The organism is Streptomyces sp. SPB162 (assembly GCF_029504575.1).
Lineage (GTDB): Bacteria > Actinomycetota > Actinomycetes > Streptomycetales > Streptomycetaceae > Actinacidiphila.
Genome location: NZ_JAQFII010000001.1, coordinates 3,747,335 through 3,759,513, shown reverse-complemented (window position 1 = coordinate 3,759,513; position 12,179 = coordinate 3,747,335). Strand labels below are relative to the sequence as shown.

The 12,179-nt window shown below is 69.5% G+C and carries 12 protein-coding genes; 6 read left to right on the top strand and 6 right to left on the bottom strand.

Features of this window, described 5'->3' with window-relative positions; all coding sequences use genetic code 11:
* Positions 1 to 68: 68 nt before the first annotated feature.
* Positions 69 to 317 (top strand): hypothetical protein, encoded by a 249-nt coding sequence (locus M2266_RS17110; RefSeq protein ID WP_277438970.1) that lies wholly within the window; start codon positions 69 to 71, stop codon positions 315 to 317.
* Positions 318 to 410: 93 nt separating this feature from the next.
* The gene (locus M2266_RS17105; RefSeq protein ID WP_277438969.1) at positions 411 to 863 is read left to right on the top strand and encodes a hypothetical protein; all 453 of its coding nucleotides are present in this window, start codon (positions 411 to 413) and stop codon (positions 861 to 863) included.
* Positions 864 to 1,322: 459 nt separating this feature from the next.
* Here M2266_RS17105 and M2266_RS17100 read toward each other — a convergent pair whose 3' ends face one another.
* A complete protein-coding gene (locus tag M2266_RS17100) occupies positions 1,323 to 1,652 on the bottom strand; it encodes a DUF6415 family natural product biosynthesis protein (RefSeq protein WP_277438968.1) in 330 nt (109 codons plus the stop codon).
* A gap of 252 nt (positions 1,653 to 1,904) precedes the next feature.
* Between M2266_RS17100 and M2266_RS17095 the strand changes: the two genes are divergently transcribed.
* Complete coding sequence (locus tag M2266_RS17095; RefSeq protein ID WP_277438967.1) at positions 1,905 to 3,230, top strand: tetratricopeptide repeat protein; 1,326 nt, start codon at positions 1,905 to 1,907, stop codon at positions 3,228 to 3,230.
* A 64-nt stretch (positions 3,231 to 3,294) separates the two neighbouring features.
* Here the strand turns inward: M2266_RS17095 and M2266_RS17090 are convergent, their stop codons facing one another.
* The 4 genes from M2266_RS17090 to M2266_RS17075 form a co-directional block, all read right to left on the bottom strand.
* Positions 3,295 to 5,010, bottom strand: coding sequence for a mobilization protein (locus tag M2266_RS17090; protein ID WP_277438966.1), 1,716 nt, complete (start codon positions 5,008 to 5,010; stop codon positions 3,295 to 3,297).
* Entirely contained in the window at positions 5,007 to 5,567 is a 561-nt protein-coding gene (gene mobC, locus M2266_RS17085) for a plasmid mobilization relaxosome protein MobC (RefSeq protein WP_277438965.1), read from the bottom strand. The genes M2266_RS17090 and mobC overlap by 4 nt, the downstream gene beginning before the upstream one ends.
* A gap of 340 nt (positions 5,568 to 5,907) precedes the next feature.
* Positions 5,908 to 6,849 carry a DUF2637 domain-containing protein gene (locus tag M2266_RS17080; protein WP_164607323.1) on the bottom strand — a complete coding sequence of 314 codons (942 nt, stop codon included), beginning with the start codon at positions 6,847 to 6,849 and terminating at the stop codon, positions 5,908 to 5,910.
* Positions 6,850 to 7,096: 247 nt separating this feature from the next.
* A complete protein-coding gene (locus M2266_RS17075) occupies positions 7,097 to 8,626 on the bottom strand; it encodes a DnaB-like helicase N-terminal domain-containing protein (protein ID WP_277441241.1) in 1,530 nt (509 codons plus the stop codon).
* A gap of 273 nt (positions 8,627 to 8,899) precedes the next feature.
* Here M2266_RS17075 and M2266_RS17070 point away from each other — a divergent pair, with 273 nt between their 5' ends.
* The 3 genes from M2266_RS17070 to M2266_RS17060 all read left to right on the top strand — a co-directional run bounded on the left by M2266_RS17070 (position 8,900) and on the right by M2266_RS17060 (position 11,075).
* Positions 8,900 to 9,439 carry a helix-turn-helix transcriptional regulator gene (locus tag M2266_RS17070; RefSeq protein ID WP_277438964.1) on the top strand — a complete coding sequence of 180 codons (540 nt, stop codon included), beginning with the start codon at positions 8,900 to 8,902 and terminating at the stop codon, positions 9,437 to 9,439.
* A 122-nt stretch (positions 9,440 to 9,561) separates the two neighbouring features.
* Positions 9,562 to 9,780, top strand: coding sequence for an excisionase family DNA-binding protein (locus M2266_RS17065; protein ID WP_277438963.1), 219 nt, complete (start codon positions 9,562 to 9,564; stop codon positions 9,778 to 9,780).
* A complete protein-coding gene (locus tag M2266_RS17060; protein WP_277438962.1) occupies positions 9,777 to 11,075 on the top strand; it encodes a site-specific integrase in 1,299 nt (432 codons plus the stop codon). The genes M2266_RS17065 and M2266_RS17060 overlap by 4 nt, the downstream gene beginning before the upstream one ends.
* A gap of 93 nt (positions 11,076 to 11,168) precedes the next feature.
* Here M2266_RS17060 and M2266_RS17055 read toward each other — a convergent pair whose 3' ends face one another.
* Positions 11,169 to 11,549, bottom strand: coding sequence for a hypothetical protein (locus tag M2266_RS17055; protein WP_277438961.1), 381 nt, complete (start codon positions 11,547 to 11,549; stop codon positions 11,169 to 11,171).
* Positions 11,550 to 12,179: the final 630 nt, after the last annotated feature.

Sequence of the window (12,179 nt, the reverse complement as noted above, 5' to 3'; positions counted from 1 at the left end):
TTGTGGCCGCGCGGGCAGAACGAGCAGAAATTGGTGCACCCCCGGCTCGCCTCCAGCTGGGCCACCCCGTGGTGCTCGAACGTGGCGGGGAGAAGATCGAGTTCGGGGAAGATGTCCGCCGTCGCGTCTCGCGCAATCGGCTTGGCCGTGCGACGCCGGGCGATGGCTATGCCGCCCCCTCGGGCCGTTCCGTTGTAGCCCAGCGCCGGGATGTGCTGGCGTTCAAGGTCACCGTGCCAGTGCCCGAGGAGCCCTTCGATCGTGGCTTCCCCGCCGGCACGGGCCACCAGCAGGTCCGGGTACTGCTCCAGCAGTAAACCCTCGTTCCGCGCGGTGAGGCTTCCGCCGACGACGATGACGGGCGGCTCCGGGAGGGCGAAGACCGTATCTAGCAGTTTGATCAAGAGGTCATGCTGGCCGAAGGTTGCGGACACGCCCAGGATGTCGGGAGCCTCGATCCGCACCCGGGCGATCAGGTCCTCCAGGGTCACGCCGAACTGCATGTCTGCCAGGGACACGGTGCCCAGGAGGGTGGAGCGGGCAGCGCGTGCCACGTCGGAGATGCCCAATGGGAAGCGGGGCAGCGGGAAGTACTCCGGGTGGTACAGGGCGGCGAGCAGCACACGCGGGCGGCTGAAGCGGCCGATGGCGTGCTCGTCCAGATCTGCCAGCGACAGCCAGGATCCGGCGTCCGCGAGGTGGAGGTGCCCGTCCAGCCAAGCCGGCCAGACCCGCGTCTCGTGCGGCTGTCCGGACAGGTCCGCGACGACCCATTGCCCGTCGGCGCGCTCCAGGAGCGTCAGGCGTCGTTCCAGTGTGCCGGTGACGTGGACCCGCCCAGTGTGGCAGGACACGAGGGCTGAACGCAGTGCTTCGGGGGCGATCGACAGACCGTGTATGTCCTGGTCCGCCAAACGGTGTTGGCCGTCGGGTGATCCGGCCAGCCGGAGGATTTCTCGCAGCCTGGCGCCTGTGTCGAGAGACATGGACTGGGGTCCTTCCTGGGAGGGAGGGGGCGGGAGGTGGAACCCCGCGGCCGGGCGGGAAGTGACACCGCGCGGCCGCCGGGGTCTGCGGCGGGAGGTGAAGGAGCAGGACGCACAGCCGGAGCACACCTCACCGAAGGGCCGGGTTTCACACCGGCAGGTGCGCGGGTTCGTCGAGCGGCGGCAGGTCAGGGCGGGCGGCTGCCACGGGGAGTCGTGCCGCTTCCGTTACGTGCGGTGCGAGGATCACGGCTGGCGGGAGCAGACCCAGCAAGCCGAGCAGGGCCATGGCCAACCCGGGTTTCGAGGATCGTGGGACTGCCGCGTGCACCCCGCTCACCGCCGGCCACCTTCCTGCGACGCGGCGGCATAGCGGGCCAGATGGTCAACGGCCTTGGCCAGCAAGCGGAGGTTCGCGGCAGGGTCCTGTACGGGGTCCTGCACTACGGCTCGGGCATGGCGGACGGTGTTCACCGCGATGTCGCGAGCCCGGGAATCCGCGAGGTTCGCGGCGTAGGCGTCGGCCGGGTCCAGGAGCGCGCCGATGTAGGTACGGAGGCGACCGCGCAGCACATCGGTGGCGGGTCCCGTTGGCCGGCCTTCGGCCAGCGCGAGGGCGAGCCGGACGTCACTGGCCATGTCGGCGACGCCAGCCGGGGTCGTCATCGGGACTCCGCGGGCAGGAACACCACGTGGGTTGTGGGGGTACAGGCGCTTTCAGTGGTGGGTTTGTCGGTGGTGTGCACGGGCGTGATCACCGTTTTCCGTTCGATGAGCGAGCACGTTCTCTGTGCTGTTCAGTCAACGGGTGGGTACGCACGGTGAGGAGGTGCCAGGCTGTAGGCCAGTCGTAGGCCCGTGTAGGCCAGCTCAGGGCGGACATGAGGTCCTCCCCGTGCCAGGGGAGGGAGGGGCGAGGTGCCCGACAGCCCGGAGATCGGCTTACTGATCCAGCAGGCGTGTGCGGCACGCGGTTGGGGTCCGGCCAAGCTCGCCCGGGAGCTGGGGATCGCCGAGGGGCGAGGTCCCGCCGGCCTCGACCGGCAATCCGTCCGCCGGTGGATGGTGGGCAAACGGAAGCCGGACTACTGGATGCCGTACATCGTCGACGTTCTCGAACTGAACGATCACCCGGTTGCAGCACCGGAATTCGCCGAGCCCGGATCAGCGGTCGCCGATACCGTGGCGTCAGTCATCGAGTTGGGAAGGAGCGACGTGCAACGGCGGAACTTCCTCGCCGCGACGAGCGCATACGCCCTTGGCGCCATCAACCTTCCGGACCCGGAGGGCATCGCGCGCCGGACCAACCGTGCCGGAGCCGTACGGGTCGGCACCGGCGAGGTCGCCGCTGTCCGGCAGATGTCCCAGGTCCTCGGCGACGCGGCAGCCGAACTCGGCGGCGGCCACGCCCGCCACCTGGCCGTGCGCTACCTCATCGAAGACGTCGACCCCTGGCTCAACGGCAACTACACCGAGAAGACCGGCCGGGAACTGTTCGCCGCGACCTCCCAACTCGTCCACCTCGCTGGCTGGATGGCCCAGGACGAAGGCAACCAGGGAATGGCCCAGCGCTACTACGCGCACGCCTACCGCCTCGCGGCCGAAGCCGGCGACCCCGAACTGTCCGCGACGGCCCTTCGCGGCCTGGCCGTGCAGGCCATCGACCTCGGCCCGAGGTTCCACGCCGTCGCCCTGCGGCTGTCCGAACGATGCGTCGACGCGGCGAAGACCCTGGACGACGCGCGAGCCGTCTCGTACTACCAGACCACCCTCGCCGATGCCGCCGCGCTGGACGGCGACCGCCGCCTCGCGACCAGGGCGCTCGCGGCGTCCCAGACGGCGATTGAGAAATCCCCCGACGCACCGCCGGGGGACTCGTGGGCCTCGCACTTCAGCATCGGGCGGTGGGCCCACCACTCGGGCATGATCCTCGCCAGGCTCGGCGACCTCGACGGGGCCACCGAACACCTGCACCAGTCCCTGGAGATCCACGGCCTCGACCGCCGCCGCAGCCGCGCGATCGTCCTCGCCGACCTCGGACAGGTCCACGTGCGGCAAGGCGACCTCGACGCGGCCCTGTCCACATGGACGGCGTTCCTCGACTGCACGGACGGCCTCAGGTCGGTGAAGGTCGGCGAGGCGGTCGAGGACATGTACGCCCGGCTGGACCGCTACAGGAACATGCCTGAGGCAGAAGAGCTCCGGCAGAGAGCAGAACCTCTGCGGCCCGCAGCGGAAGCCTGACGGAATTGCGGAAACTGATAGCCGGGGCCCTTGAGGTAACGGCCCCGGCAGTTGTTGTCGGGACTTATCGCCGATGCCGATGGGAACGGGGCGTCGGTGGGGCGGCCTGGGGGTCTCGGGGCCGGTGGGTGGGGGTTTGGGCTCCTGCAATGGTTGAGCGGAGGCGGGCGGCTGCGGCTCGTGGGTTGGGTGCGGGGTTGCGGGCGGTGTGTTGGATGCGGGCGATCAGGACTCGGGCGGGTTGGCGGGCGGTGGTCAGTTCACGCTGTGCGGCAGCTTCCTTCAGGAGTTGGTGGGGTTTGTGTCCGCCGGCTTCGGCGTCGGCGAGGACGGTGGCGAGGGCGGGCCAGGTGGGGTCGGTGAGGATGCGGGTGGCGTGGTCGGGGATGGCTGCCCTTACGTCGTTGGCGAGGGTCTTGGTGCTGTCTTGCTGGGGCTGGCGCCTGCTGAGTTCAGCGAGCTGCGGTGCGGCGGCCTGGTCGTAGGCGGCTTGCAGGTGCTGGAGGGTCAGGTGGGCGGCGGCGGCCTGCTGTGCGTGGCCTCGGGCTTGGTGCCAGCGGCTGGCGAGGATGGTGGCCCAGACTAGGGCGGCGAGCAGGACCGCTGTGGTGCTGTCCTTGCCGCCTGCGGTGTTCAGCAGGTCACGGGCGGCGGTGCGCAGGCCGGCTGCGGCGGCGTGTTCGGCGCGGACCTGGGAGCGCTGGGCGCGGGCGAACGCTTCCGATGCAGTCCGGAGTTCGGCCCGGAGTTCCGCTGGGGCGGCTTGGGAGGTGGCTTCGATGAGTTCGCCGAGCGCGGCGATCTGCGCCTGTGCCGTCCTGCCGCTCGCGTTGGTGTCGGTGAGGGCAGCCGTCACACCGTCGAGGGCGTCGGTGGCGCGTTGCCAGGGTGTGCTGGGCCGGTCGCGGCGGGCGGTGGGGTGTTCCTCAGGGGTGCTGGTTTCCAGGCGGGCCTTGAGCTGGGGCAGGGACAGGTCCGGGGCGATCTTCCCGCCGGGGTGGAAGATCTGCTCGCCGTTCTTGTTCAGGTCGCCGGGGCGGCCGACGGCGTAGCCGAGGAGGTCGCCGGAAGGTCCGCGCCTAGGTTTGACCTCGACGCCGTCGGCTTGGAGGTAGGCGAGGAGATCCTCGGCCGTGGTGGTGTGGGGGATGGCGGCGCGGAGGCGGTCCTGGAGCCAGGCGCGGGAGGTCTGCTCCCAGCCCAGGCGGGCGGCTTTGTGCATCTCGCCCTGGGTGGGACGCCGGGCAGCGGTGCGGTCGCCCTTGTTCAGGCGCCGTAGCCCGTAGTCTTCCTCGATCTTGCGGCACTCGGCGCCGACCCGCAGGCCGCTGTCGTGGAGCTTGGGGCGGCGGCCGTCTTCGCGGACGGTGGTGGCGACGATGTGGATGTGGTCTTCCGCGTGGCGGACGGCGATCCAGCGGCATCCCAGGTCGTCGCTGTCGGGGGCGATGCCGGCTGCCTGGACGATGCGCTGCGCGATCTGGCCCCATTCGGCGTCGGACAGGTAGCGGTCTTCGGGGGCGGCGCGGACCGGGCAGTGCCAGACGTGGTCGGTGACGGGCTTGCCGAACTCGCTGTTGCGCAAGGTGACGGGTTCGTCGAGGTGGTGGGCGAGAGCGGTGAGGGTGGCGTTCTCGTCGCGGCCGGGATCGGGCATGCCGAGGGTGGCGAAGGCGGCGACGAGGTGTGGGTCGAGGTGTTCGTCGTGGGTTCCGGGGCCGTAGAGGTAGGCGAGCAGACCGCGGGTCTTGGCGCCGGAGGGCTTGATGGGGGCGATCATTCCGGTCGGCCCTCCGTCGGGTCGGAGGGCTGGCACAGAGCCTGGGCGATGTCCGTGAGCAGGTGGTGCAGTTCGTCGAGGCGCTGGGTGATGTCGGGCGGGGTGTAGCCGGTGTTGAGGGCGCGGGCGATCTGGTTGACGTTCGAGCCGGTGCGGTTGAGTGCGCGCAGCACCTGGGCGCGGAAGATATGCGTGCGACGCCGGTCCTCGCTGAGGGGGAGATTGGCGGTGAACCGGCCGGTGATGAAGGCGAGGACGATGTCGGCGGCGAAGCCGGATTCGCCCTTGTAGTTGTGCTCGGCGGCGGCCTCCTGGAGGCGGGTGCGCTGCTGGTCGGTGAAACGCAAGGGGCCGACGCGCATGGTTCGTTTATCGCCGGTGAAGCGGCGGATCGTGGGCTGTACACCCTGCACCGGCGACTCGCCGGCGGCAGGGGCATCGGCGCGTACGGGGTGCAGGATCGCTTGTTGCGCGGCGTGGAGGGTGTCGGGGTCGGGGCCGCCCTCGGTCCCGGCTTCCTGGTCCGGCGCCCCCTGGCGCCGGGCCGTCTCCGCCACCCCTGGGGCGGAGATCCCCCGATTCCGGCCGCGAGTCGGACTCGGGGTACTACTGGCTCCGCCAGGGGCTGTCTTCCCGAACGCCGACCACAAGAGTTCTTTCATCGTAGGGCGCTTGGAGACCTGCTCGCGTCCCTCTCCGGTGTCGTCTGCGATGTGTTGGTCCTTCGTCATCTTGGGGTCTCCTGGCGGAGGGTTCGGTGTTGCGAACGAGGCGGATTCGGACGGGTGGACCCGTGGTGATGGTCCGGATGCCTGGCGGTTTGGTGCGGCCCGAACGATGGGATAGAGGGGCGGCGCGGCTTCCGGCTGACTGGGAGCCGCACCGCGCGGTCCCTGGTCAGCGGAGGGTGAGCTGCTCGGCGCTCTCTTCCGCGCGGAGGCGGTCCATGACGGCGGTGAGCCGGTCGCTGGACAAGGTGATTCCGTGCGCCCTTACGGCCTTGGTGACCACGGTCCGGCTCAGCATCCCGGCGTCGGTCGCTGCTTGGCGGCCGATGGCGAGCAGGTCGTCCAGGGACGCCCCCGGCGGACGCCCGGCGGGCTTGCCGGCGGTCACTCCACCGGAACTTCCGGTCGGGCTGTCACCTGCTGAGGTCACCTTGTCCTGGGGTTCGCCCACAGCGGGGGGTCCGGGCACCTTCTGAACCGAGAAGCCTTGCGGCGAGGCAGGGGGCTGGCGGTCAGCGTCCCTGTCCTCGGCGAGGTCGTTGGCGGTTTCGTCAGCGGGCGGGGTGTCGGTGGCGGCCGTCGGTCCGTCGCTGCCGGGCAGGATTCCGATTGGCCCCTCTTGCCCCCTGCTGTGGTCAGCAGGGATTCCGTGCAGGGGAGCGTCCGTCGTGTGGCGGGCGATGAGGATGTGGAGGTGGACGGCCCCGGCCAGGGCGAGCGGGGCGAGCATGGCCAGGAGGCCGACGGTGGCGTCTCCAAGGTGGAGATCGCCGGTAGTGGCTTGCTGGTTGAGCCGCACCGCGTGAAGGGCGTTGGCCCAGACACTTGCCGTGGTTGCGATACCGAACAGCGCCCACACGTACAGGCGGGCGTGGAAGGGCGCGGTGCGTAGGACCAGGAGTGCGCGGACGCCGTAGGCGATGAAGCCGTCGATCACGAGCGGGAAGAGGTAGGTGAGGATCCCGCGGACGTGGATGGCGACGGCCATCTGCTGGAGGGCGTCGTAGGACAAGGCGCATCCGGCGGCGCCGAGGGTCAAGATCGCTATACGGTCCCAGCCGGTGGCGCGTTGGCTGGTGCCGGTGTTGGTGGGTAGGGCGAGCGGGGTCATGCGGGGTCCTCCGTGGCTGCTTTCAGGGGCGTTCACGGCGTTCACGGCAGGGGCGTACACGCGAGCCCCCTTCTAAAGGGGGGCTCGCGCGTGAACGCTGGGGTGCGTGGACGGCGTGTACGGTCGCGTGAACGTTTGACCTGCGGTTTTGCGGCGAGCGTGGACGCTCTGGGCGCGGTGTGGACCCGTGTGCGCGGGAGGGGTGCGTGTACGCCCCCGTGTACGGTCCGGACGCCTGGTGGGCGGGCTAGGACACCGCGCCGATGTGGCGGACCGAGGCGCGGTAGCGGGCCTGCTGGCCGCCTCCGCTGCCGCCTGCGGCGCCTTCGGCCTTGACCGCGAGTCCGGCTTTGGCGAGGCGATCCAGGGTGCGCCTGGCCTTCTCGCTGGCGGCGCGGTCGGGGTTGCTGTCGCCGCTTTGGATCGTGGCGAGTTCGCGGACGGTCAGGCCGTCGGGGCGCTGGCGCAGGATCGCGATCGGGTCGAGGGCTGGGTCGACCTGCGAGGTGCCGTGTTCGTGGTCGTGGAGGACTTGGAGGGGGCCGACTTCACCGGTCGGGCACTTGAGGTGGTGGAGCGTGACGGCGGGGTCACCTGCCTCTCCTCCGATGAACAGGATGCTGCCTGCCCCGGAGGTGAGCCAGGTGGAGCCGTAGACGCGGTCGAGGGTCGGCCGCTGGGCGCGGGGTGCGCCTTCGGTGGCCTTGCGCTGGTGGTGGAGTTCCATGACCTCTACGCCGCTGCGGATGGCTCGCTGGCGGGCGTTGTTGTAGGCGACGGCGAGGGCGTCGTCGACCAGGGTGCTGACCGCGTCCTTGAGGCTGTCGATCACGATCGTGTCGGCCTGGTGGGCGGCGGCGAGGTCGGCGAGGAGGTCGGGTTCCCTGTCCAGGGTGGCGGGCAGCGGGCCCTGCCAGACGGCCAGCCCGTCGCGCACGCGCGATTCGTGCGCGGGCTCGATCCGCCGGGCCAGGGCTCGGGCGATCTGCTGGGGCCGGTCCATGGCCAGGTACAGCACGCGCTTGCCCGGCGCTACCGGCATGTCCAGCACACTGCTTGCCAGACCCAGGCGGGCCATGACCACCTGATGGGCCAGGGTCGTCTTCCCGACGCCAGGAGCTCCGACGATCATCAGACTCTCACCGGACGCCCAGACCGTCTGCGCGCTCGTCCCCCACAGGGGCTGCTTGTCGGCGCCGGTCTCGGTGACGAACCGCCAGCCATCGACGATGTAGCGCGACAGCCGTCCCTGTCCTGAGGCCAGGGCGCGCTCTCGCTCGGCCCGGATCTCTGCCTCGACCTCGCTGCGGATCAGGTCCGGGTCCGCTCCGGGTTCCATCGTGCGCTGGACGGTGCGGATGCCGGAGGTGCGCAGGCGCCGCAGGTCGGCGAGTTTGCGCACGATGCCGGCGTAGTGCTCGGCGCCGCTGACCGAGGGTGTGGCACCGGCGACCTGGTGCAGGTAGGAGGCGCCGCCGACCCGCTGCAGATCGTCCTGCTCGCGCAGCTGGTTGCACAGGATGATCGGATCGGTGGGCTTGTCCTCGCTGCGCAAGGTGAGGAGGGCGCGCCAGATCGTCTCGTGGGCGGGGCGGTAGAAGTCGGCGCCGTCGAGCAGGTGACGCACGGCGTCGATCACGTCCGGGTGGTGCATACAGGCGCCGAGCACAGCGGCCTCGGCGGCCACGTCGTGCGGGGGTGCTGCCCTTATGTCCGGAGATGGCGGGTGGTCGCTGTTCTCCGGGAGGTGTGGCGCGTTCGACCGGGGTTCGTCCATACTGGACACGAAGCTCCTCGCTCGCGGGCCATACGGGACGGCGAATCCCAGGCCACGCGGGTAAATCGTTCAGGGATGGGCGGTTGTGAGTGTGCGAGCTTGGCCCTCGGCGTTCGTAGCGCCGGGGGCTTTTTGCGTTCACCTCCGTACGGGGTCAACGACCACGGTACCGGAAACGTTCCGCATTGCAACGCTTGCATTCGCCTCCGCAATGGTGTTTCCTTGTCATCATCGCCCCGGCTGTCCGCCGGGCCCGGTCGAGGAGGTGGAGCCGTGAGCGACGAAGGCGCGTCTCGCGCAGGGCAGGACCGGCCGCTGCCGGAGGAGTACGTCGCCGAGCGCATCAAGCTCGAACGCGAGGCGCGCGGCTGGAGCACGGTCACGCTCGCCGAGCGGATGGCCGAGGCCGGCCACGTCGTCAACCAGTCCGCGATCTGGCGCATCGAGAGCGGCAAGCCCCGTCGGAGGGTCAACCTCGATGAAGCCATCGGGTTCTGCAAGGTTTTTGACCTCACCCTCGAAGAGCTGAGCAGTCCGCCCGGCCAGCTTGCCAACCCGCTGGTCCGCCGTCTTATCGGCGAGTACGTCGACAGATGGAAGGAGTGGCGGGCGCTGGGCAAGGACATGCGCCGGATCCAGGACGACCTCAAGGCGTACACCGACGCCAACCCCAACCAGGAGGACATGGTCAAGGGCCTTCTCACACATGAGATGGCAGTCGCCTCCAACGGCGAGTTTCACCACCACAACGCCGCTCCCCCCAGGCTCCGCAGCTACCTCGGCGACCGTATGAACGGCCCGACCGACAGCTGAAACGGTGCCGCGTTGCTACGAACGGCGCAGCATCTGTTCGAACCAGTCGCCCATCCCTGAACGACTTCACCGGCCGACCCCGGGATTCGCCGTCCCACGGTCAGCCAGAAGAGGAACCTTCCATGCCCGCCAGCACTGCCACCACCGTCATCGAGCGGAAGTGGTTCACCACCGCCGAGGTCGCCGTGATGCTCAACTTCGGCCTGTCCAAGACCAAGGCTCTCGTCCACTCGGGCGCCATCCGCTCTGTCCTCATAGGCCGCAGCCGCCGCATCCTGCCCGTCTGGGTCGACGAGTACGTCGCCCGGGTCGTCGCCGACGACATGGAGCTGACGGCTTGAGCGGCAAACGCGGTAACGGCGAGGGGTCCATCTACCCCTACAAGAACGGCTTCGCCGCCTACGTCTGGGTGACCACGCCCATGGGCAAGCGCGCCCGCAAGTACGTCTATGGCAAGACCCGCCCCGAGGTCCACGACAAGTGGCTCAAGCTCCACACGGCGGCCAAGGCCGGCCCGGTGGCCACCAGCACACCGACGCTGGAGAGCTTTCTCGCCCACTGGCTGAAGGCCGAGGTGGAGGTCAACCTCAAGCCGCTCACCGCCGCGACCTACGAGACGGTGGTCCGCCTCTACATAACGCCCCACCTCGGCGCCAAGCGCGTTGACCGGCTCAACGTCCGCGATGTGCGCGAGTGGCTGAACAAGCTCGCCGCCACCTGCCAATGCTGCGCGCAGGGCAAGGACGAGGCCCGGCCCGACGAGCGACGCCGCTGCTGCGCGACCGGCAAATGCTGCGGCAAGGTGCTGGCCAAGCGGTCGGTCGGCGACGCACGGACCGTGCTGCGCAGCGCTCTGACGTACGCGATGAGCGAGGAGATGATCTCCCGCAACGTCGCCCAGCTCGTCAAGATGGCCAAGCCCCGCAGCCGCAAGGTCGTCCCCTGGTCGGTGGAGGAAGCCAGCCGCTTCCTCGAATCCGCCCGCACCGCCCGCGACCCGCTCTATGGCGCGTACGTGATGATCCTGGTCCTGGGGCTCCGTAAGGGGGAGGTGCTGGGGCTGGAGTGGTCGAACGTGCTGATGGACCGCAACGAGGTCCTCATCCAGAAGCAGCTCCAGCGGGTGCGCCGGCAGCTACTGCACTCGGAGACCAAGACCGACGCCTCGGAGGCACTGCTCCCCCTGCCGGACATCTGCCGCGCCGCCTTGCTGCTCCGGCAGAAGAGCCGTGACGCGCACAAGCTCGCTGCCCGCGAGCTGTGGACCGAGTCCGACATGGTCTTCACCACCCGCTACGGAACTCCGGTCGAGCCCCGGAACTTCAACCGGCGCTTCGCGTTCCGCTGCGCCGAAGCCGGGGTCCGGCTGATCCGCGTCCATGACACCCGCCACACCTGCGGCTCGCTGCTGGCGGCCCTGGATGTCCACCCACGCATCGCGATGCAGATCCTCCGGCACACCCAGATCTCGGTGACCATGGAGGTCTACACGCACATCCCGTCCGAGCAGACCCGTGACGCCCTGCGCAAGCTCGGGGCGACGCTCGAAGGCGGGCTGGCGGACCTGGCGGAGGCCGAGCTGGACGAGGGCCTGCCCGATCCGGTAGCCGAGGAAGGTCGCCAACAGCCGGAGTAGTGGCTGTACCCCGCTGCGTGACCACAGGCCAGAGGCCCCATCGGATGTCTCCGATGGGGCCTCTGGCCTAGGTCAGGACTTCGCTGCCCTCCGTCAGAAGGTGTTAGCGGTGAAGGGGCACGGCGGTTCGACTATGAGGGCGAGCAGACGTTCGAATTCGGTGTAATCGTCCTTGCTCATGAGCTCGACGGCGTTGCCGAGGTTCTTCTGGGTGAGCTGCTGCATGAACGGGGCGAGGAAGCGCTGCAGAGTCTCCGGCGCGTTCACCGCTTCCTGTACGTAGTTCCGGTACCGGGTGAGCTGCATTCCTACTTCTTCACGTTCGGCACGGGTTGCCTCAAGGACACGAGCCTGTTCCTCCCGGCTGAACGGGCGTCCGTCGCGGTGGGTCCATATGCCGGTGTCGGAAAGGCGCGTGAAGTCCGCGCTGCAGAGAAGGGCGATGATGTCGGGTCGGGGTGTGGGCGTGGTCATGCGGGGTGATGCTCCTCGTTGGTTGGGGAACACCAATGGTTCGGAGAATCGCCGGTTGGGCTAACCGGCGATCGTCGGCTATGTTGCGCCCGCCTCCCCGGGCCAATGCCGACAGCTGGAGGGGTTCGACCCGGGCGGCCGCTGTTGCGGTTAAGGCCGCCAGCCATCTCGCCAGGGTGCTGTCTGGGGCGGCGCTGCTGCTGCGCCACAAGCGCGACCCGCATGGCTCGCTCCCCGCGAGCCGTCCGAGGAGATTCGCGGCGACCTGCGCGAGCTCGGGGCGACGCGCGAAGGCGGGCTGGCGGCGGCTGAGCTGGAAGAGGCGGCCGTCCGCCCCGGCGGTCGGTGAAGGTCGCCAACGGCCGGAGTGGTTGCTGTACTTTCCTGCGGTACAACGCGAAAGAGGCCCTATCGGATCTCTCCGATAGGGCCTCTGACCTGGGTCGGGGTGGCGGGATTTGAACCCACGGCCTCTTCGTCCCGAATGAGGTTCGATCAAGATCGACACCAGCCCGGATGGAGTTTTCCCTGTTCAGAGGGTCGGGCTGTCGTGGTCTCGGGTGGTCTCGCAGAGGCTTGGGGAGCGGGTCGGCTCCCAGATGGCTCCCAGCGGGACCTCAGGCATGGGCC